Source organism: Niveispirillum fermenti, from assembly GCF_048066175.1.
Taxonomy (GTDB): domain Bacteria; phylum Pseudomonadota; class Alphaproteobacteria; order Azospirillales; family Azospirillaceae; genus Niveispirillum; species Niveispirillum fermenti.
In genome coordinates, this window is sequence record NZ_JBLTXA010000006.1 from 211926 (window position 1) to 232029 (window position 20104).

18 protein-coding genes and 1 tRNA gene are annotated in these 20104 nt (G+C 66.7%); 12 read left to right on the forward strand and 7 right to left on the reverse strand.

Annotated features, from left to right (window positions below):
• Window positions 1–39 precede the first annotated feature (39 nt).
• Window positions 40–672: an imidazoleglycerol-phosphate dehydratase HisB gene (gene hisB, locus ACM9LZ_RS08780; protein ID WP_416619009.1), complete on the reverse strand. Its 633-nt coding sequence runs from the start codon at window positions 670–672 to the stop codon at window positions 40–42.
• A 142-nt stretch (window positions 673–814) separates the two neighbouring features.
• Between hisB and ACM9LZ_RS08785 the strand changes: the two genes are divergently transcribed.
• The 4 genes from ACM9LZ_RS08785 (at window position 815) to maoP (ending at window position 4717) form a co-directional block, all read left to right on the forward strand.
• Window positions 815–2215: a hypothetical protein gene (locus ACM9LZ_RS08785; RefSeq protein ID WP_416619010.1), complete on the forward strand. Its 1401-nt coding sequence runs from the start codon at window positions 815–817 to the stop codon at window positions 2213–2215.
• 76 nt (window positions 2216–2291) lie between these two features.
• Complete coding sequence (hslV, locus tag ACM9LZ_RS08790; protein ID WP_416619011.1) at window positions 2292–2852, forward strand: ATP-dependent protease subunit HslV; 561 nt, start codon at window positions 2292–2294, stop codon at window positions 2850–2852.
• On the forward strand, window positions 2852–4180 hold the full coding sequence (gene hslU / locus ACM9LZ_RS08795; RefSeq protein WP_416619012.1) for an ATP-dependent protease ATPase subunit HslU: 1329 nt from the start codon (window positions 2852–2854) through the stop codon (window positions 4178–4180). Before hslV ends, hslU begins: the two co-directional genes overlap by 1 nt.
• Window positions 4181–4366: 186 nt before the next feature.
• Window positions 4367–4717, forward strand: a complete 351-nt coding sequence (gene maoP, locus ACM9LZ_RS08800; protein WP_416619013.1) for a DUF413 domain-containing protein — start codon at window positions 4367–4369, stop codon at window positions 4715–4717.
• A 210-nt stretch (window positions 4718–4927) separates the two neighbouring features.
• On the opposite strand, the gene ACM9LZ_RS08805 is transcribed toward maoP, so the two are convergent.
• Together ACM9LZ_RS08805 and ACM9LZ_RS08810 are read right to left on the reverse strand one after the other, a co-directional pair.
• Window positions 4928–5001, reverse strand: a tRNA-Gly gene (locus ACM9LZ_RS08805).
• 73 nt (window positions 5002–5074) lie between these two features.
• Entirely contained in the window at window positions 5075–5740 is a 666-nt protein-coding gene (locus ACM9LZ_RS08810; RefSeq protein ID WP_416619014.1) for a GNAT family N-acetyltransferase, read from the reverse strand.
• A 401-nt stretch (window positions 5741–6141) separates the two neighbouring features.
• Between ACM9LZ_RS08810 and apaG the strand changes: the two genes are divergently transcribed.
• The 4 genes from apaG to ACM9LZ_RS08830 all read left to right on the forward strand — a co-directional run bounded on the left by apaG (window position 6142) and on the right by ACM9LZ_RS08830 (window position 9947).
• Window positions 6142–6534, forward strand: a complete 393-nt coding sequence (gene apaG, locus ACM9LZ_RS08815) for a Co2+/Mg2+ efflux protein ApaG (RefSeq protein ID WP_416619015.1) — start codon at window positions 6142–6144, stop codon at window positions 6532–6534.
• 255 nt (window positions 6535–6789) lie between these two features.
• Window positions 6790–7380, forward strand: a complete 591-nt coding sequence (folE, locus tag ACM9LZ_RS08820; RefSeq protein ID WP_416619061.1) for a GTP cyclohydrolase I FolE — start codon at window positions 6790–6792, stop codon at window positions 7378–7380.
• Between the two features lie 474 nt (window positions 7381–7854).
• The gene (locus ACM9LZ_RS08825; RefSeq protein ID WP_416619016.1) at window positions 7855–8838 is read left to right on the forward strand and encodes a glycoside hydrolase family 43 protein; all 984 of its coding nucleotides are present in this window, start codon (window positions 7855–7857) and stop codon (window positions 8836–8838) included.
• Window positions 8839–8978: 140 nt separating this feature from the next.
• Complete coding sequence (locus ACM9LZ_RS08830; RefSeq protein ID WP_416619017.1) at window positions 8979–9947, forward strand: alpha/beta hydrolase; 969 nt, start codon at window positions 8979–8981, stop codon at window positions 9945–9947.
• A gap of 17 nt (window positions 9948–9964) precedes the next feature.
• On the opposite strand, the gene ACM9LZ_RS08835 is transcribed toward ACM9LZ_RS08830, so the two are convergent.
• On the reverse strand, window positions 9965–10552 hold the full coding sequence (locus ACM9LZ_RS08835) for a class I SAM-dependent methyltransferase (protein ID WP_416619018.1): 588 nt from the start codon (window positions 10550–10552) through the stop codon (window positions 9965–9967).
• Between the two features lie 63 nt (window positions 10553–10615).
• Window positions 10616–11743 carry a hypothetical protein gene (locus ACM9LZ_RS08840; RefSeq protein WP_416619019.1) on the reverse strand — a complete coding sequence of 376 codons (1128 nt, stop codon included), beginning with the start codon at window positions 11741–11743 and terminating at the stop codon, window positions 10616–10618.
• A gap of 254 nt (window positions 11744–11997) precedes the next feature.
• On the opposite strand from ACM9LZ_RS08840, the gene ACM9LZ_RS08845 reads away from it, so the two are divergent.
• The 4 genes from ACM9LZ_RS08845 to ACM9LZ_RS08860 all read left to right on the forward strand — a co-directional run bounded on the left by ACM9LZ_RS08845 (window position 11998) and on the right by ACM9LZ_RS08860 (window position 16842).
• Window positions 11998–12489 (forward strand): DUF1178 family protein, encoded by a 492-nt coding sequence (locus ACM9LZ_RS08845; protein ID WP_416619020.1) that lies wholly within the window; start codon window positions 11998–12000, stop codon window positions 12487–12489.
• 367 nt (window positions 12490–12856) lie between these two features.
• Window positions 12857–13126 carry a 30S ribosomal protein S15 gene (gene rpsO, locus ACM9LZ_RS08850; protein ID WP_102112206.1) on the forward strand — a complete coding sequence of 90 codons (270 nt, stop codon included), beginning with the start codon at window positions 12857–12859 and terminating at the stop codon, window positions 13124–13126.
• Between the two features lie 375 nt (window positions 13127–13501).
• Entirely contained in the window at window positions 13502–15625 is a 2124-nt protein-coding gene (gene pnp, locus ACM9LZ_RS08855; protein ID WP_416619021.1) for a polyribonucleotide nucleotidyltransferase, read from the forward strand.
• Window positions 15626–15789: 164 nt separating this feature from the next.
• Window positions 15790–16842, forward strand: coding sequence for a serine hydrolase domain-containing protein (locus tag ACM9LZ_RS08860; RefSeq protein WP_416619022.1), 1053 nt, complete (start codon window positions 15790–15792; stop codon window positions 16840–16842).
• 103 nt (window positions 16843–16945) lie between these two features.
• On the opposite strand, the gene ACM9LZ_RS08865 is transcribed toward ACM9LZ_RS08860, so the two are convergent.
• Window positions 16946–18757, reverse strand: coding sequence for an FAD-dependent oxidoreductase (locus tag ACM9LZ_RS08865; protein ID WP_416619023.1), 1812 nt, complete (start codon window positions 18755–18757; stop codon window positions 16946–16948).
• 26 nt (window positions 18758–18783) lie between these two features.
• Window positions 18784–20055: an AMP-binding protein gene (locus ACM9LZ_RS08870; RefSeq protein ID WP_416619024.1), complete on the reverse strand. Its 1272-nt coding sequence runs from the start codon at window positions 20053–20055 to the stop codon at window positions 18784–18786.
• Window positions 20056–20104 lie beyond the last annotated feature (49 nt).

Sequence of the window (20104 nt, forward strand, 5' to 3'; positions counted from 1 at the left end):
CAGGACGAAAACGAGGGGCGGCGGGCGGGCGTCTGCGGCTTACAACGACCCGCCCAGCACACCCTTTGTGGACGGCACGGCATCGGCCTTGCGCGGATCGATCTCGATCGCGGCGCGAAAGGCGCGGGCCAGGGCCTTGTAGCTGCTTTCCACGATATGGTGATTGTTCTCACCATACAGGTTTTCGACATGCAGGGTGGCCCCGGCCGCCTGGGCGAAGGCCTGGAACCATTCCTTGAACAGTTCGGTATCCATGTCGCCCAGCTTGTCGCGGGTGAAATGCACCTTCCAGACCAGATAGGGCCGGTTCGACAGGTCGATGGCCACGCGGGTCAGCGTCTCGTCCATCGGGATCAGCGCATCGCCATAGCGCTGGATGCCCTTGCGATCCCCCAGCGCCCTGGCCACGGCCTCGCCGATGGCGATGCCCGTATCCTCGGTCGTGTGGTGGAAATCGATATGCAGGTCCCCCACCGCCTCGACCTCCAGGTCGATCAGCGAATGGCGCGAAAGCTGCTCCAGCATATGGTCCAGAAAACCGATGCCGGTGGACACCTTGTACGTGCCGGTGCCGTCCAGATCGACGACGACACGGATGCGGGTCTCCTTCGTCGTGCGTTCCACAACGGCACGGCGCGGGGAGCGGGCGGGGGATGCGGGCTCGTTCGACATGGTACTGTTCGTATCAACCAAGCCGTTTCCTGTCCACCCGACCTGATTGCAAGGCAGGAACGGCGCAGGCGCGCGCGGGCTGGACGGGGCCCTGATTATAATTGTAAATTATCTCATCCGTTACGCTTTCCGATTGTGTCGCATGCGGCCCTTCACCGGTTCGATCATTGTCGTCCTTCTGCTGCTGACCGGATGCGTCGGGGAAGGGGGGCCGCCGGCCGGACGCCTGACCGACCGCCCCGCCGCCGCTTCCGGGGTTATGTCCGCCGGCCCCTCCGGGGCCATGTCCATCGATCTGACGCTGGGCCGGGTCGATATGGCCTTGCCGGCCGGCCATGTCGCCGGCTCGTTCAATTTCGGGCTGCTCTGCCAGCCGCCATACAATGACGTGCTGTGGGTCACCGAGACGCGGGTGCCGGGCGTGCTGAACGCGGCCGTGCGGGACGGGCTGTCATCCGCCGGACTGCGCATGGCACCGATGGCCACGCGGGTTCTGATGGCACGGGTCGTGGATGTGCGGCTGGACCTGTGCCGGCGGGTGGATTTCTGGTTCGGCCGCAGCGTCGGCATCACGGGCGACGCACGGGTGCGGGTGGAATGGGTGCTGACCAGCCCCACGACAGCCCCGCGCCATTGGGTCACGGAAGGAAAGGGGCAGGCCGATGCCCCGGCGCTCAACCGGCGGTACGATATCCTGCTGCGCCAGGCCATGATGGACGCGGCGGGCGCACTGGCAGCCCTGCCGGACTTCCGGCAGGCGACGGCAACGGCCCGCCCGCTGCCCTTCCCCATCACCGACATGGCAATGATGGCCGCGGCGGGCTCCCCTTCCCCCTCCGCCGTGCCGGGAACCGGCGGGGCGGAGGGGGAGCCGGCAGCAGGGGCGGCGCCAGATGCGGAAGCGGAGCCGGAGGGCGAGGCCGCGGACCCCGTTCCGCCGCCGGGATCGCCACGAGCCGCCGGGGCCGCGCTGGTGACCCATGTCGCCACGACCGGGATCATCGTCGATGCGGCGGGGCTGGTACTGCTGCCCGACACGGGTGGCCCACTGCCGGCACCCGTGCCGCTGGTCCTGGCCGATGGCAGGGTCGCGGCGGCGCGCGTGGCGGGCCGTGCGTTCGGGCTGCACCTTCTGGTCCTGCCCGCCGGGGACTGGCCGCACGCCCCGGCGCGGCGACAGCGGCCGGCGGTCAGCCGCGACCTGTACCGGCCGGGCCGCGACGGGGCCGCCGGCATGGTTGCCGCCCATACCGGCCCCGCGCGCAGCCGGGGAACGGGCATGCCGTCGCTGCTGCTGGATATCGACCCCGCCCTGGCACGCGACCCGCCGTGGCTGCTGGTGGATGGAGAGGGACGGCTGGCCGCCGTGCGGGCGGGGCTGGCGCTGCCGGGCGATCCCGTGCCCTATCTGGCCCCGGCCGGGGTGCTGGCCCGTTTCCGGGCGCTGCTGGAACCGGCGGATGATGGCGCGGGTCAGGACGCGGATCAGGGCGCGGATCAGGACGCGACTGCCGGAACGGATGATGGGGCACAGGGGATGTGACCCGGGGCCGGCTTGACTGACGGGACCGCCTGCCCACATAGCAAGGGACCTTGATCCCCCTTTTGGGCAGTATCCGATGAACGGCAATTCCAATCCCCATGATCCCATCCAGTGGCATGGCACCACCATCATCTCCGTCCGCAAGGGCGGACAGGTGGTCATCGCCGGCGACGGCCAGGTATCGATGGGGCAGACGGTGATGAAATCCAATGCCCGCAAGGTGCGGCGCCTGGCCGGGGGTTCGGTCATGGCCGGCTTCGCAGGCGCCACGGCCGACGCCTTCGCCCTGTTCGAACGGCTGGAGGCCAAGCTGGAGCAGCATCCGGGCCAGTTGACGCGGGCCGCCGTGGAAATGGCCAAGGACTGGCGCACCGACCGCTATCTGCGCCGGCTGGAAGCGCTGATGGCCGTGGCCGACAAGGATGTGTCGCTGGTCATCACCGGCAATGGCGACGTGCTGGAGCCAGAGGACGGCATCATCGGCATCGGGTCCGGCGGTTCCTATGCGCTGGCCGCGGCCCGTGCGCTGATCGATATCGACGGGCTGGATGCGGAGACCATCGCGCGCCGCGCCATGAAGGTCGCGGGCGATATCTGCGTCTATACCAACCATTCCGTCACGCTGGAGAAGATGTGATGACCAGTGCCGCCACCGCCTTCTCCCCCCGTGAGATCGTTTCGGAGCTCGACCGCTTCATCGTCGGCCAGAATGAGGCCAAGCGCGCCGTCGCCATCGCGCTGCGCAACCGCTGGCGCCGCCAGCAACTGACGGGACAGATGCGCGAGGAGGTCTATCCCAAGAACATCCTGATGATCGGCCCCACCGGCGTCGGCAAGACGGAGATCGCGCGCCGCCTGGCCAAGCTGGCCCAGGCCCCCTTCGTGAAGGTGGAGGCCACCAAGTTCACGGAAGTGGGCTATGTCGGCCGCGACGTGGAACAGATCATCCGCGACCTGGTGGAAGCCGCCATCGTCATGACCCGCACCCGGCTGCGCCAGGAAGTGGCGGCCAAGGCCGAACTGCATGCCGAGGAACGGGTGCTGACCGCCCTGGTGGGCGAAGGGGCCGGCGCCGACACGCGCGCCAAGTTCCGCAAGATGCTGCGCGAAGGCACGCTGAACGACAAGGAGATCGAGATCCAGGTGGCCGACAACGCCATCCCCGGCATGCCGGCCTTTGACGTGCCGGGCATGCCCGGAGCCCAGATGGGCATGGTCAATCTGGGCGACATTTTCGGCAAGGCGTTCGGCGGCGGCCGCACCAAGACCCGCAAGATGAGCGTGTCGGAAAGCTATGAATTCCTGATGGCGGAGGAAAGCGACAAGCTTCTCGACAATGAGAAGGTGGTGGCCGAGGCCATCCACGCCGTGGAGCAGAACGGCATCGTGTTCCTGGACGAGATCGACAAGATCTGCGCCCGCAGCGAACAGCGCGGCGGCGGCGATGTCAGCCGCGAAGGCGTGCAGCGCGACCTGCTGCCCCTGATCGAGGGCACGACGGTTTCCACCAAGCATGGCGCGGTGAAGACCGACCATATCCTGTTTATCGCGTCGGGCGCGTTCCATGTGTCCAAGCCCAGCGACCTGCTGCCGGAGCTGCAGGGCCGCCTGCCCATCCGCGTCAACCTGGCGGCCCTGACCCAGGCCGATTTCCGCCGCATCCTGACGGAACCGGAATGCAGCCTGATCAAGCAGTATATCGCCCTGCTGAAGACGGAGGAGGTGGAACTGGTCTTCACCGACGACGCCATCGACGAGCTGGCACGCCTGGCGGCCGAGATCAACCGCACCGTGGAGAATATCGGCGCGCGGCGCCTGCATACCGTGATGGAGCGGCTGCTGGAGGAAATCAGCTTCGCCGCCACGGAAAAGGGCGGGGAGATGATCACCGTCGATGCCGCCTATGTCCGCAGCCAACTGGACGGGCTGTCGCAGAACACGGACCTGTCCAAGTTCATCTTGTAGGCGGATCGCCGGGCCGTCACCGGTTCCCCATGGGTTGTGCCCGCCGGGAACCGGTTCGCCGCTGATCAGGGCCTTGCGGATCGGGTCCGCTGACCGGACTGACCAGATGCGCGCATGAGGCCACCCGGTTGCAACCATTTCCGCGTTCGGCCACAATGAGGGGGTGAAACAGCCTGGGAAACAGGAATGGATGCCCCCATACTCCCACCGCAGGGAGAGCTCACACCGCAGGAAGAGGCCCTGCTGCGCCGTTACCGCAGCTTCTATCAAGGATTGGTGTCCGGCGCGCGCCCGCCCACGACGGCGGCGCAGCGCCACTTCATCGCCGCCTGCCGCGGTCTGACCGTAGCGGAGACGCCGCATGAACGCGCCTTCATCAAGGCAAGGCAGTTGGCTGCGGCAGAAGACCTGAACATGCGCGCAGCCCAGGAAACGGCAGGACAGGACATCCCCAACGAGCCGGGAACCTATACCTACCCGTCCCACGTCTCCGACAAGTTCGACATTGAGTATTTCCCGCCCGAAAGCGCATTCTGAACCCGGTATGCGGATATTTCAGCCAGACAGGGAGGCAAGGCGCAGATCATCTGCGCAGGGAGGCAAGGCGCAGATCATCTGCCCGCGGACGTGCGGCATGACCAGCCTTCAACACATTTCCCGATAACCCGGCAAACCCATCCGTGAAACCGAACGGTTCCAGCCTGACAAGGCCGAAAAGGGCCGGCAATTTCCGATGGCTTTGATATTTGGAGCGGGTGAAGGGAATCGAACCCTCGTCGTAAGCTTGGGAAGCTTCTGCTCTACCATTGAGCTACACCCGCGCCGGGACCGTTCTTATATTGGGTTCCGGGTGCCGGATCAAGGGGCTAATCGTCCCTGTACGGCGATCCCGGTTCAGCGTGCCGCACGCCGCAGGCGACGTCGGGACACCGGCAGGTCCAGGGGGACCGGATTGGGCGAAACGGGGTCCGCTGCCGGCAGCGGCAGGGTGGTGATCTTGGCAGCGGGCCGGACCGCGGGAGAGGCCGTGCGCAGGGCGGGGGTGCGGGTGCGGGCCGGTGCGGCACGGCCGACCATGCCCGTGACGCCATCCAGCGCGCCGGGAACCAGTTCCAGCCCCTGGAAACGGGCCGGATCGACGGGACCCGGCAGGGACAGGCCGGCCACGACCGCGCGGGAAAAGCCGAAGCGCACGTAATAGGGCGCGTCACCCACCAGGATGACAATGCGATGACCCAGGGCACGGGCCTGTTCCAGGCTGTGCCGGATCAGCTTGCCACCCAGACCGTCGCTGCGCCGGTCGGGCGAGATGGCAATGGGGCCCAGCATCAGGGCATGCACCTTGCCCCCCAGCATGACGGGCCAATAGCGGATCGTGCCCAGCAGCACTTCCTGCCCGTCGGCGTCCGTCTCCGTCGCCACAAAGCACAAATCGGCCACGGGGGCGATGTTGCGGCGCAGGCGGTAAACGGTCTTCGTGTGGCGCTTGGGGCCGAAGGAGGTGTCGAGAAGCTGTTCGATGGCGGCGGCGTGAGCCGGCTGCTCAAGCGAGATGTTCATCCTGTTGGGGTATCCCGGCAAATCTGAAGGTGGGGGGACACTTGAAGAAGCGTCTGGCCGGGCCCCCACGCGCAATCGCGTCAGGTCCCGTGCGCAAGAACCGGCCGCCCCTGGGGGGGGACCGAGGTCTTTCGTCGTCGCAAGGGGGTGAAGCGCAACATCGCGCGGCTCATAAGCAGTTGAACACCATTCGCTATATGAGGCCATCGGCCCCGCGACGCAAGCGGCGTTTTTGTGACCGGCCGGATGGTGCGCAACGGGGGCGTGGCCCCCCTGCCGCGGGCGGCACCATTGCCGGGCGCCTGTGGCGGCCTATAATGAGGGATTGCGGCGTGCCTGCCGTCTGGCGCCATGACGAAAACCGGGATCAGGCCGGCGCATGGCAAATGGGAGTACGGGCCTTGTACAGTGACACGACACGCCAGATCCGGGTGACGGTGGAGCCCCGCTATCTGCCCGACCAGTCACAGCCCGACGAGAGTCATTATGTCTGGGCCTATCATATCCGCATCGAGAATCTGGGGCGGGAGACGGTACGCCTGCGCACGCGGCACTGGACGATCACCGATGCGTTGGGCCGTCAGCAGGAGGTGCGCGGCCCCGGCGTGGTCGGCGAGCAGCCGCTGCTGCGCCCAGGCGAGCATTTCGCCTATACCAGCGGCTGCCCGCTGACCACGCAATCGGGCTTCATGGTGGGCAGCTATGGCATGGAAACGACGGATGGCGAGATGTTCGATATCGCCATCCCGGCTTTTTCGCTGGATATTCCCCAACAGGAACGGATGCTGAACTGATATCCTCATCCCCATGCTTGAAAGATCGGCCGGGCAAGCCATCTGCTTCAGGGACCGGGATATCCGACCCTCCGAAGGGGGTAACCCGGCCGGCCGGATCGGGGGAGGAGCCGGCCAACGCCCGGATGGCCTGCCAAGACCAAGAACTGACGAGAGGAGTGCGTCCCCGTGCCCGTATCCAAGAGCAATGCCGACAAGGTCGTTCCCGGCCCCCGCCATGGTCGCCGCGCCGGTCCGGCCGCCACCAACCCCGCCCTGGCCCGCCCCAGCAAGGCGGAGGCGGAAGCCGCCGTCCGCACGCTGATCCGCTGGGCCGGTGACGATCCCGATCGTGAAGGTCTGGTGGGCACGCCCGACCGCGTCGTCCGTTCCTATCAGGAATTCTTCGCGGGGTATGAGGTCGATCCCGTCGATCTGCTGGCCCGGACGTTCGAGGAGACGGACGGCTATGACGAGATGGTGGTGCTGCGCAACATCCGGCTGGAAAGTTATTGCGAACACCATATGGTGCCCATCATCGGCAAGGTCCATATCGCCTATCTGCCGCGCAACCGCGTGGTCGGCATTTCCAAGCTGGCCCGGGTGGCGGAGGTCTATGCCAAGCGCCTGCAGATCCAGGAAAAGATGACCGCGCAGATCGCCAACACGATCGAGGAGGTGCTGGAACCCCTGGGCGTGGCCGTGGTGATCGAGGCGACGCACCAGTGCATGACGACGCGCGGCATCCACAAACCCGGTGTCACCATGGTGACCAGCCGCATGCTGGGCGCCTTCCGGGAGGATGAGAAGACCCGGCGGGAATTCCTGGCCATGATCGGCAACCCCGTCAGCGGGGCGGAAGGCTGATCGCGGCCTGGAGCCCACCTAGTACCAACGTGCGATGATGTAGAACTCATCGCACGTTGGTCCGGCGGCGACCGCCACAGCACCGCTCGTCCGGCGTCGCCAAGCCAATGAATGTTGGCGCCGGCGATCGAGGGCGGTGATCAGAACCAATAGGTTCTGATCACCGCAAAATAGTATATGTGAAGGAAAGGGGCGGTCCCGACCGGGCCGCCCTTTTTTCATTGCCTTGACGCCCATTTGCTTGACGCTGGTACCAGATAGCATCCCCTCACTCCGGGCAATGACGCAAATGAGCCGGAAGAAGCGGTGAGAACGAGAGGCATGGGCCGCCCCCGGCACAAGCCCGCCTTCCTGCCGGCCCTGTCAATTGACGGTTGTTTTCGCATTCTGTAATTTCAAGGAAAATTCCCGGGGAGGATCAGAACCATGACAATCAGCTTGGGCCCTTTACGTGCGTTTTTGTTAGCGCTAACAATGCCTTTGACTGCGTCGGGCGGGGCGGCGGCGGATGCGGTGCCTGGCGCCAACCCCATCATTCGGGAGAAGTTCACAGCGGACCCGGCGCCGCTGGTGGTAGGCGACCGGCTTTATCTTTATGTCGGGCATGACGAGGCGCAACCGGATGAGATGTTCAACATGCGCGAATGGCTGGTCTATTCCACCACCGACATGCGGCGCTGGACCGGCCATGGCCCCATCATGAATGTCGCCGACTTCAAATGGGCCAAGCAGGACGCCTGGGCGTCACAGACGATCGAGAAGAACGGGAAATTCTGGTTCTACGCCGCGGTCGAACATGACGACACGCATCCGGGCAAGGCCATCGCGGTCGCCGTGGCCGACAGCCCGACGGGTCCCTTTGTCGATGCCAGGGGATCGGCACTGGTCACCAGCGGCATGACGCCGAAGGGCACGCATAGTTGGGAGGATATCGACCCCACGGTCTTCACCGATGATGACGGCACGACCTGGATCGCCTGGGGCAACCGCCATTGCTACATCGCGCGCCTGAAACCCGACATGATCGGGATCGACGGCCCGATCACCGAGATCACGCCGCCGCATTTCGAGGAGGGGCCCTGGCTGCACAAGCGCGGGGACCTTTATTATCTGACCTATGCCTCCCTGGACCGGGCGACGCATACGGATGAGAAAGTGTCCTATGCCACGGCACCGTCGATCAGCGGCCCCTGGACCTATCGCGGGGAACTGACGGGATCGGCCCGGAACAGTTTCACGATCCATCCGGGCATCGTGCAGTTCAAGGGCGACTGGTACCTGTTCCTGCACAATGCCACGCTGACCATCGGCGATCTGGGCGGCGCCCTGGGCCGGCGCGCCGTCACCGTGGAGCATCTGCAATACAACGCCGACGGCACGATGAAGCCGGTGATCCAGACCGAAGCCGGCGTGACGGCACCACCGGCCCGCCAGGACACCACCCGGACACAAGATTGACATGGATGGAAGCCGCCGGACATGACGGCAGAGCCCGCATCCGTGGCTCGGGCCATGCGCCAAGCGCGCATGACGACGGTCGCCGCCCTGCCAGTTCCCGTAAAGCCTGGACCCACGAAACATCAACCGGAGGAAACACCATGGGGCGAAGCGCCTTCATCACAAACACCATGCCCCCGGCGGGGCGGATCATCCGGCACATGGCCGCTGTCGCGGCAGCCGCAGCCTGGGTCCTGACGGCCCCTGCACAGGCGCAGGACGACAGGACGACACCCATTGCGGTCCCGGCCCAACCGAACGCGATCACGCTGGGAACCGGCCCCCTGCCGGGATCCACGGTACCGGAAAGCTGGCACAGCCAGTATGGCAGCGTCTTCGCCCGCAATGTCACGGTCGCCACCCTCACCCCCTTTCTGCCGGACCCCGCAGAGGCCACCGGCGCTGCGGTCATCGTGGCGCCCGGCGGCGGCTTCCGCAGCCTGTCGATGAGCAACGAGGGCTGGGACGTCGCACAGGCCCTTGCCGACAAGGGTGTGGCCGCCTTCGTGCTGAAATACCGGCTGGTCCAGACACCGCGCGACATGGCGGCGTTCGAACAATCGATGCGGGAGATGTTCGCGGGCGCGGCCCGGCCGACCCGGCCGGCACCGGCAGAGATGGCGGCCGGCATCGCGCCGCAGATCGCCGACGCCAATGCCGCCTTCGCCCTGGTCCGCCGGCGGGCGACGGAATGGCGTGTCGATGCCGACCGTATCGGCATGATCGGCTTTTCCGCGGGCGCCATGCTGACCATGGCGACCATGCTGGCGGGACCGGAGGCGAAGCCCGCCTTCATCGCGAACATCTATGGTCCCCTGTCCCCCGTCGCGGTGCCGGCCGACGCACCGCCCCTGTTTGTGGCGCTGGCGGCCGACGATCCGCTGTTCGGCGATACCGGCTTCGGGCTGGTCGAAGGCTGGCGCGCGGCCGGGCGCCCGGTCGAATTCCATCTCTATGAACAGGGCGGGCACGGCTTCGGCATGTACAGCAAGGAAACGACCAGCACCGGCTGGTTCGAGGCCTTCACACGCTGGATCGGCATGCGCGGCTTTCTGAAGCCGCGGGGATGATCCTGCTGGTGGTGCCGTCACCCCGCCGGCAATGCCACCGGCTCCGGATCACCGTCCAGGTCCGGGGCCGGCCCCGATGGCTTCATCGCAGCCATTCTCTGCACGATGGCGGCCTTGGGGCTGGATACCTCCCCCTGTTCGAATGCCACGACCTGGAGGCCGTGATCCAGGGCGAAGCGCAGCAATTCCCCCTCGCGCAGCAGGAAGGCGGGGCTGGAGGGTCGACCGTGGCGCTGGTTGCCATTGGCAAAAGTCTCGTACAGCAGCAGGCCGCCGGGTTCCAGAGCCGCGACAAGGGCAGGCAGCAAGGGGCGGTGTAGATAATGGGTCACAACGATCACGTCAAAGCCCGACAGGGCGGGGGGCCAGCCATCCGGCCCCTCCAGATCGGCCTGCACAAGGGTCACCCTTTCCGGCCCCTTCAGGTCGGCGACACCGCGCAGGTCGATATCGACGCCCGTGACCGACAGGCCCCTGTCCAGGAAATGGCGCATGTGCCGCCCGCCGCCGCAGGCCACGTCCAGCATGCGCCCCCCCGGCCGCAGCAGCGGCGCGAAACGGACGATCCAGGGTGAAGGCGGGGCGAAGGGAAGGGCATGGCTCATGCGGCGGATGCTACTGCAAACCGGGCCCGATCTGAACCGCCCTGTCATCGCGCGCCTGGCGGTTCACGCCTCCGGTGAGGGCGGAATGGGGGGGCCCAGCATCTGACGGATTATCTTCAATATCTGCTCCCGGTTGGGCAAGGCGTCGAAACCGGCCACGATCTCGCCGCGACCGGGCGCGTGCAGGCGCATCACATACCGGGCCTGCACATTCTCCAGCCCCAGGCCACCGGCCAGGCCGGGCGCGCATTCAAGCGCTATGCCGGCATCACCCAGCGGGGCCAGCCACCCCGTTGCCTTGCCCGCTGCATCCTGTCGGCGCAGGAGAATGAACGGCCGGCGCTCCTCCCTGCCCTCCACCTCGATACAGGTGTCGCCCTCCTGGTCGGGCGGCCATGTCGAGATAAGTTCGCCAGAACCCAGCATGGTCCCCTCGATGATGGTGGACCCTATATCGAGAGCAACATTGGACGCTTCCGGCCCCTGTTGGGCGCTGGTGCAGGCCTTGGGCCGCGCTGCGTCCGCCAGGACAGGGGAGGGTTTGGTGCCAGGATCGACACGAAGGCCGGCCAGCGCCGCCTGGGTCACCTGTTCCACAGCGGCACGGTCGGGGCCGCTGACGCGCAGCTTCACGACCCAGCCGCCACCGCTGAGCGCCACCAGCGTACTGGCCCGCCCCACCTCCTCCTGCCATAGAAGCTGTCTCACCACGGGTGTGCCATCCCCTCCCGGCAAGGGCATAGCGGTGTCCGCGACCAGTCGCCGGCCGGGGGCGGACATGATGGCCGCCGCCTGGGTGCTGGTCATCACCGTCAGATCGGCATCGAAGGCGCTGGCCTTGTACACGAAGAAGGTCGCCCAGGTTCCCTGGCTGGGGATGCCATACTGCACCAGACCATCAATATCGCGCCCCGGGCTTTGCCGCCGTCCCGACACGTCCAGGCCCGCCACCTGACGCGGGACCAGGAACGGCGCATCACCATAGCGCAGGCCCGCCGCATCCGCCCGGTCGACCCAACCGAGTGCCGTTTCAGGCCCGGTGCGTGACGACGCGCCACCATCCCGGGACAGCGCAACCGTTTTGGTGGGCTTGGCCGGCTGGACGGGGTCGGCCATCCCGACAGGTTTGGTGGACTGGCAGGCGGCCAGCAGCAATGGCAGGGCCAGCAGCATGGGGACAGGGCGGATCATGGTACCTCCAACGGCAGAAGGGGGATGGTAGCCGCGCGCGTCATCAGATGATGGCAGACCGGAAACGGACAAACCCTTAATAAGACAAACCCTTAATAAAAGGGGGCATGTAGCGATTGTGCGCGCCTATCGTGCATTTCTACCTGTTTTCACACGCCAGACCAAGCAGACATGGCACCCCGCGCGGCAATGGGCTTGCCCGCGGGGCCGGGACGGGCCATGTATCTGTCATCACACGGACCATCAATCGCCCCATGATCCTGTTCGACCTGAAATGCAGCCAGGACCACCGGTTCGAAGGCTGGTTCCGCAACGGTGCCGCTTATGACGCCCAGGCGGCGGCACACGCCATCACCTGCCCGGTCTGCGGGGACGACAAGGTGATCAAGGCCCCCATGGCCCCGGCCATCGCCAGGGGCGGGCGGTCGCGCGACCGCGATCCGGCACCGCTGGCCGATACGCCCGTTCCGGACCAGCCCATGCCCCGTGTCGTGCCCCCTGCCGTACCCGATGCCGTCAGGGAAGCGCAGGGGGAAATCCTGCGCCACCTGCGTGAACTGCGCGCCCAGGTGGAGAAGAACGCCGATTATGTCGGCACGCAATTCGCCGAGGAGGCGCGCAAGATCCATTATGGCGAGGTGGAAGGCCGGGCCATCTATGGTGAGACCTCCAAGGAGCAGGCGGACGCCCTGCGGGAGGAGGGGGTCGCCTTCGCCAGTATCCCCTGGGTGCCGACCAGCAATTAGAACATGTTGCCGTTGACCGGGAACGCGGCTCTGGCTTGTCACCTCATCACGCGCCGGCGCTGCTTGCGGTCAGCCGAAAGCAGCGCAAAAGGGGTGGCCCCGCGCCATTTGAGCGGCAATTAAGGTCAGCCATGCCGCGCCGGCGGGCAAATACCGCCCGAAAGGCTTGACCGCGCGGCACGGATGGCGCATTCCTGCCCGACATATCGACGCCCGCCCGTGCGGGACCGTGCTGGACGACATCCCGGCCCGGCCCCGCGACGATCGTGGGCGCGTACCCGTTCCGGATGCCCGGAACCCGGTCGATAGGGCGCCCCTGCGGTGCCGGGTACGTTCATCCTCAACATCATCCAAGTGGAGACATGCGATGTCGATCACGGCTGAGCGCAAGACCGCGCTGATCGAAGAGTACAAGACCAAGGAAGGCGATACCGGTTCGCCGGAAGTGCAGGTTGCCATCCTGACCGAGCGCATCAACAACCTGACCGAACACCTGAAGACCCACGCGAAGGATTTCCATTCCCGCCGTGGCCTGCTGGTGATGGTCGGTCAGCGCCGCCGTCTGCTGGATTACGTGAAGGGCAAGGAAAAGGCTCGCTATGACAGCCTGATCCAGCGCCTGGGCCTGCGCCGCTGAGGCAGGGCCGGCCGGACCGGTTCGTTCCCCGACCCGCTTGCACGAAGGTGATGATTCACGTGAGCGTCCGCGCAACCGCCGCAACCACCTGCGAACAGGGCCGTCACCGCGGCCCGGGGCGGCGTGTTGGCGGCGATGGCGGCGCCGATGGTGGCAGGGTAAGGGGGATGACCCGTCAGGGTCCGCGAAGAGTATTAAGGTGAGGACGGCCAGCCGGGACCCCTTCCGGCTGGCCGTTTTCCCATGCGCACCCCACGCCGGGGAGCGCTCCCATGAAGTGCCGAAGGGGCAAGAAACAGGCGGGGCCGTCCGAACGGGCCCCGGCCCGGCGCCCAATCCGGGGTGTCACGGGTTTCGGATGGAAGGATCGATACAATGTTCAAGGTGTTCCGCAAGGAATTGGATTGGGGTGGGCGCAAGCTGGTCATCGAGACGGGCAAGATCGCCCGCCAGGCCGACGGCGCCGTCATGGTCAGCTATGGCGACACGGTGGTTCTCTGCACCGCCGTCGGCGCCAAGTCGCCGAAGCCGGGCGTGGATTTCTTCCCGCTGACGGTGAATTACCAGGAGAAGGCCTTTGCCGCGGGCAAGATCCCCGGCGGCTTCTTCAAGCGTGAAGGCCGGCCGACGGAAAAGGAAGTGCTGGTCAGCCGCCTGATCGACCGTCCGATCCGTCCGCTGTTCGTCGATGGCTATCGCTGCGAGACGCAGGTCGTCTGCACCGTGCTGAGCCATGATCTGGAGAACGATCCCGACATCGTCGCCATGATCGGCGCGTCCGCCGCGCTGACCATCTCCGGCCTGCCCTTCCTGGGCCCCATCGGTGCGGCCCGCGTCGGCTATGAAAACGGCCAGTTCATCCTGAACCCGACGGCCGATCAGGTGGAAAACGCCACCCTGGATCTGGTGGTCGCCGGTACGCAGGAAGGCGTGCTGATGGTCGAGTCCGAGGCCAAGGAGCTGTCGGAAGAGATCATGCTGGGCGCCGTCATGTTCGGCCATGCCCAGTTCCAGCCGGTGATCGACCTGATCATCAGCCTGGCCGAAGACTGCGCCAAGGAACCGCGCGACATCGCCCCGCCGGCCTTCGACAAGGAAGCCGTCAAGGCCCGCATCCTGGAAGTGGCCGGCGCCGACGTGAAGGCCGCCTATTCGATCCTGGTGAAGCAGGACCGGTATGCCGCCGTGGGCGCCGCCAAGGACAAGGCGAAGACCGAACTGAAGGAAGAGTTCGCGCCGGAAGCCATTTCCGAGATGTTCAAGGAAGTGGAAGCCGACGTGCTGCGCGGCGCGGTGCTGGACACCGGCAAGCGTATCGACGGCCGCACCACAGTCGATATCCGCCCCATCGTGGCCGAAGTGGGCATCCTGCCCCGGGCCCATGGTTCGGCCCTGTTCACCCGCGGCGAGACGCAGGCCCTCGTGGTCGCCACCCTGGGCACCAACCAGGATGAGCAGATCATCGACGCGCTGGAAGGCGAATACCGCGAAAACTTCATGCTGCATTACAACTTCCCCCCGTACAGCGTGGGTGAAGCCGGCCGCATGGGGTCTCCGGGCCGTCGTGAGATCGGGCATGGCAAGCTGGCCTGGCGCGCCATCCACCCGCTGCTGCCGACCAAGGAGGAATTCCCCTACACGCTGCGCGTCGTGTCGGAGATCACGGAGAGCAACGGCTCCTCCTCCATGGCCACGGTGTGCGGCACGTCCCTGTCGCTGATGGATGCCGGCGCCCCGCTGGCCCGCCCCATCGCCGGCATCGCCATGGGCCTGATCAAGGAAGGCGAGAAGTACGCCGTCCTGTCCGACATCCTGGGTGACGAAGATCACCTGGGCGACATGGACTTCAAGGTCGCCGGCACGGAGAAGGGTGTCACCGCGCTGCAGATGGACATCAAGATCACTTCCATCACGGAAGAGATCATGAAGGTCGCCCTGGCGCAGGCCCAGAAAGGCCGCATCCATATCCTGGGCGAGATGAACAAGGCGCTGAACACCGCGCGCGGGGAAGTGTCGGGCAACGCCCCGCGCATCACCGTCATCAATATCCCCAAGGACAAGATCCGGGACGTGATCGGTTCGGGCGGCAAGGTCATCCGCGAGATCGTGGAGCAGACCGGCGCCAAGATCGATATCGAGGATGACGGCACCGTCAAGGTGTCGGCCGTCGACAGCAAGTGCTCCGACGCCGCCATCAAGTGGATCAAGGGCATCGTGGCCGAGCCGGAAGTCGGCGAGGTCTATGACGGCAAGGTCGTCAAGGTGATGGATTTCGGTGCGTTCGTGAACTTCCTGGGTTCGCGCGACGGTCTGGTCCACATCTCCGAGCTGAAGAACGAGCGCGTGGCGAAGGTCACCGATGTCGTGAAGCAGGGCGACGCCGTCAAGGTCAAGGTCCTGGGCTTCGATGATCGCGGCAAGGTCAAGCTGTCCATGAAGGTCGTCGATCAGGCGACCGGCGAGGACATGTCCAAGAAGAAGGAAGAGGCCGAGGGCTGAGGCCCTACGGACCGCTTCCCTTTTCAGGGATTTGAGCTGTGGAAAGGCCGTCGGGGCAACCCGGCGGCCTTTTCTCATGCACAGACGCGGTGCAGGGCGGATAGGGGTGGCCGCGTAGAAGGTTGGCGGGAGCGCGATCCCGTGCCACCACCGGAGCCAGAGCCATGCCCAGCCGCCGCCTGTTCCTGACCGGCCTTGCCGCCGGTCTGCTGCCCCTGATCATCCCGGTATCTGCCGCACCGGCGCAGGCCATGCCGGCCGATCCGCTGTCACCCGACCTGCCGCAGGTCACCGAACAGATTCAGGCCGCCATCCGCCGGCACGGGCTGAATGGGGTGGCCGCCATCGCCCATCACGGGAACAGGGTCCTGTATCGCGGCTATTTCGGCGATATCGGTCCCGCCACGCCCCTGGAGGTCGCATCGGCCAGCAAATGGATCGCGGGGCTCGTCATCATGGCGCTGGTGGCCCAGGGCCGGTTGCGGCTGGACACCAGTTTGGCCGAGGCCGGATTGGCCGGGGAAGGGCCTAAGGCCGGAATCACACTGGCGCAATTGATGAGCCATACCTCCGCCCTGCCCGCCACGGGACCCGTCATGCAGCAGCGCCGCTATCCCACGCCGCGTGCGGCGGCACGGAAGCTGGCCGATATGGATATGATCGGGCAGCCGGGCACGGTCTTCGCCTATGCCGGTGTGTCGATGCAGGTGGCCGCCTTCATGGCCGAACAGGCGGGCGGAGCCGATTGGAACAGTCTGTTCCGGCGCCTGATCGCCGACCCGCTGGGTCTGTCGCCCGCCTGCCGGTGGGGCGACAAATGGGGGGTTGCGGGTGGGCTGGTCGCCAGCCCGGACGATTATGAGCGCCTGCTTCTGCTGATCGCCCGCCAGGGGCTGGCCGGCGACGGACGGCGTATCCTGCCGGCCGACATCTTCCCCATGATGGAACGCGACCGGATCGGCACCGCCGACCGGCGCGGACAACCCGAAACGGCGGCGGCCATGAAAGGCTATGGCATCGGCCTGTGGTGCGAGGCACAGGCAGCCGACGGGTCGTGCCCTGTCATTTCCAGCCCCGGCGCCTTCGGCACCTATCCCCGGCTGGACAGGTCACGCGACCTGGCCATCCTGCTGATGGTCCGGTCGCGCCTGCCACGTGTGGCATCGGACTGGCGGGCCGTCACGGCCGCCCTGGTGCGCGCGGCCGACGGGGGCTGATACTATTTTGCACGAGCGGCGCGCGATGACGGCACCAATGCCCGATGCCACCGCCGTGACAAGGACCCGCCTGCCGATGCCGGTCATGACACGACCTTCGAGATTACGGCCTGCCGGAACCGGGCCGCAGTGACGTCGCGCATGATTTCGGCATGGGGGATCCCGCAGCCGAGCCTGGTGAACCCGGCCGCTCCCCACCCAAATGATGCGCATGGTGGGCGGCCAGATAGCCGAAGGTCATGGCCGGCCCGATGGTGATGCCGCCGGCGACGATATTGCCGCCCGTCACGGCCGCCGCGTCGTTGCCGACCGCGTACAGGCCCGGCACCACGGAACCGTCCATGGAGAGCACCTGGGCATGGTGGTTGGTCGCCAGACCGGCATGCGTGCCGCCGCAACCCGCCGTGGCCTTCACCGCGAAGAAGGGTCCCTGGTCCAGTGGCCCGAGACAGGGGTGCGGCTTGTGGTCCGGGTCGCCGTTCACGATGTCGTAGACGCTCTCACCCCTGCCGAATTCGGGGTCGCACCCTTCGCGCGCATGGATGTTGAAACGATCGACCGTGTCCTTCAGTCCGTCCGGGTCGATGCCGGCGGCGGCGGCCAGTTCTTCTATCGTGCCGGCCGTTTTCAGATAGCCCGAGCTGATAAAGCTGCGGTGGGACATTGGCGACGGCGGCACCTCGCACAGCCCGTAGCGCTGCAGCGAGCGCCTGTCGCAAATGAACCAGGCCGCCGTCTCGGGCTCGTCGCGGGTCGCGCGCAGGAGGGCCGCACCCCAGTCGTGGTAGGAGGCGCCCTCACTGATGAAGCGGCGGCCGCGGCGGGTGACGCAGATCTGCCCCGGCACCGCGCGCTGGATGAACACGGGGAATGGCGACAGGTCGCCCTCGTCATGGGCCGCCCTGGTGACCGGGGAATAGGCGATCGGCGCCAGCACCCGGTCGTCGAACCGCCCGCCCGCAGCCTCGCCCATGCGGATGCCATCGCCCGTGTTGCCGTAGGGCAGCAAGCCCCAGGCGATACTGTTCGTCGCCACGTCACCCATGTCGGCACCCAACAGGCGGTTGCGCAGTGCTGTGTCATGGGGGAACCCCCCGGTGGCCAGCACGACGCCGCGCCGGGCCCAGATTTCGACATCGCGGCCACCGCGTTCCACCAGCGCGCCGGTGACGCGCCCCTGCTCCATGATCAGGCGCCTGACCGGCGTTTCGGTCCACAGATGGACGCCCTTGGCAAGCGCCGCGACGGCCAGACCGCCGATCAGCGCCCGTCCGCTGGTCAGCCGCGTGGGCTGTCCCGCCCGCAGCCTGTCCAGGGTATTGCCGGCCAGCAGCCGGATGACCCGCAGCATCGAGGAGAATTTCCGGCCCGCCGTGATGAAGGTCGACAGGTCCTCGTTGCCGATCTGCATGCCATAGGCCGTCATGGATTTCAGCGGCTTGCGCAGGCGGTGGAGGTCCCTGCCCAGGGGCCGGCCGTCCCATGCGCGCGTATAGACGCAGCGGCCACCCTTGCTGGCACCGGGGGCATTGGGGTGGTAGTCCGGCATCTCCTTGAAAAGCGTGAAGCGGACGGGCGTGTTCTGGACGATGAAATCCAGCATCTCCGGCGCCGCCTTCACATAGGCCTCAGCCCGCGCCGGGTCGAAACAGGGACCCGCCTCATGCCGGAGATAGGCCAGCGCCTCCTCTACGCTGTCGCGAATGCCCGCCGCCTGGGCCAGGCTGCTGCCCGGTACCCACAGCCAGCCGCCGGACCGCGCCGTGGCTCCCCCGAACACCGCCTCCTTCTCGGCAATGATCACATCCAGGCCGAGATGCCGGGCGGCCAGGGCCGCGACCATGCCGCCGCCGCCGGAGCCGACCACCAGAAGGTCGCAGACAGGACGTTCCTGCACCGATGCCTGGTTCTCCATCGTTCCCCCCCCCTCCAACCTTCCGTTCACCGGTCTTGTCTTAGATCCCGCACATGCGACGCCTTGCCCTGTGAGCGGGCGAGGCCGCCCGGCGGGCACAGCGATATCCGTGCCGTGACGCCGATATTCTCCTTGATGAGGCCGGCCAGCACCGCTGCCTGACGTTCAGCCTGCGCGGCATCGACCCCCGGTCGCGGCTCGACCTGCACCCTGACCTCGTCCATGCGCTGCGGCCGTGTGATCTCGATGACGAAATGCGGGGTGAAGGCGTCGCATTTCAGCAGCTGCTCCTCGACCTGGGTGGGAAAGACATTCACGCCGCGGATGATCAGCATGTCGTCGGACCGGCCGACGATCCTGGCCAGGCGGCGATAGGGCAGCCCGTCGGCCGGCAGCAGCCGCGTCAGGTCGCGCGTGCGGTAGCGGATGATGGGAAAGGCCTGCTTGGACAGCGAGGTCAGGACAAGTTCCCCCTCGGCCCCGTCCGGCAGGGGCTCGCCCGTTTGCGGATCGACGATCTCCGGCAGGAAATGATCCTCCCAGAGGGTGAGGCCGGGGGTGCCCGGCACCTCCTGCGCCACGCCCGGCCCCATCACCTCCGACAGGCCGTAGATGTCGGCAGCGGTCAGGTCGAAGGCGGTTTCGATCTCCCGGCGCATGGGTTCCGACCAGGGCTCGGCCCCGAAAATGCCGACGCGCAGCGACGAACTGCGTGGGTCGATGCCTTGCCGGCGGAATTCGTCCAGGATGGCCAGCATGTAGCTGGGCGTCACCATGATGATATCCGGCCGGAAATCCTGGATCAGCTTCACCTGCTTCTCGGTCTGCCCGCCGGACATGGGGATGACGGTGCAGCCCAGCGCCTCCGCCCCGTAATGGGCGCCCAGCCCGCCTGTGAACAGCCCATAGCCATAGGCGATATGGGCCCGCATTCCCGCCCGCCCGCCCGCCGCATGGATGGAGCGGGCCACCAACCCGGCCCAGGTGTCGATATCCTGCCTCGTATAACCGACCACGGTCGGCGTTCCGGTCGTGCCGGAAGAGGCATGGATACGCACAATCTCCGTTTCCGGCACCGCGAACAGGCCGAACGGATAGGCCGCCCGCAGGTCGCTTTTCGTTGTGAAGGGCAGGCGCGCCACGTCCGACAGGGTGCGGATATCCGTGGGCTCCACCCCCGTCGACGCGCAGGCCGCACGGAAGGAAGCGACGTTGCGCCAGGTATGTTCGACGGTCCAGCGCAGGCGCTCCAACTGGAGACGCCGTAGTTCTTCGATGGACCGGGGACCGTAATCCATATCCTTGACCTTTCCTGATCGGGCACACCTCGGGCGCAGCCGGCCGCCT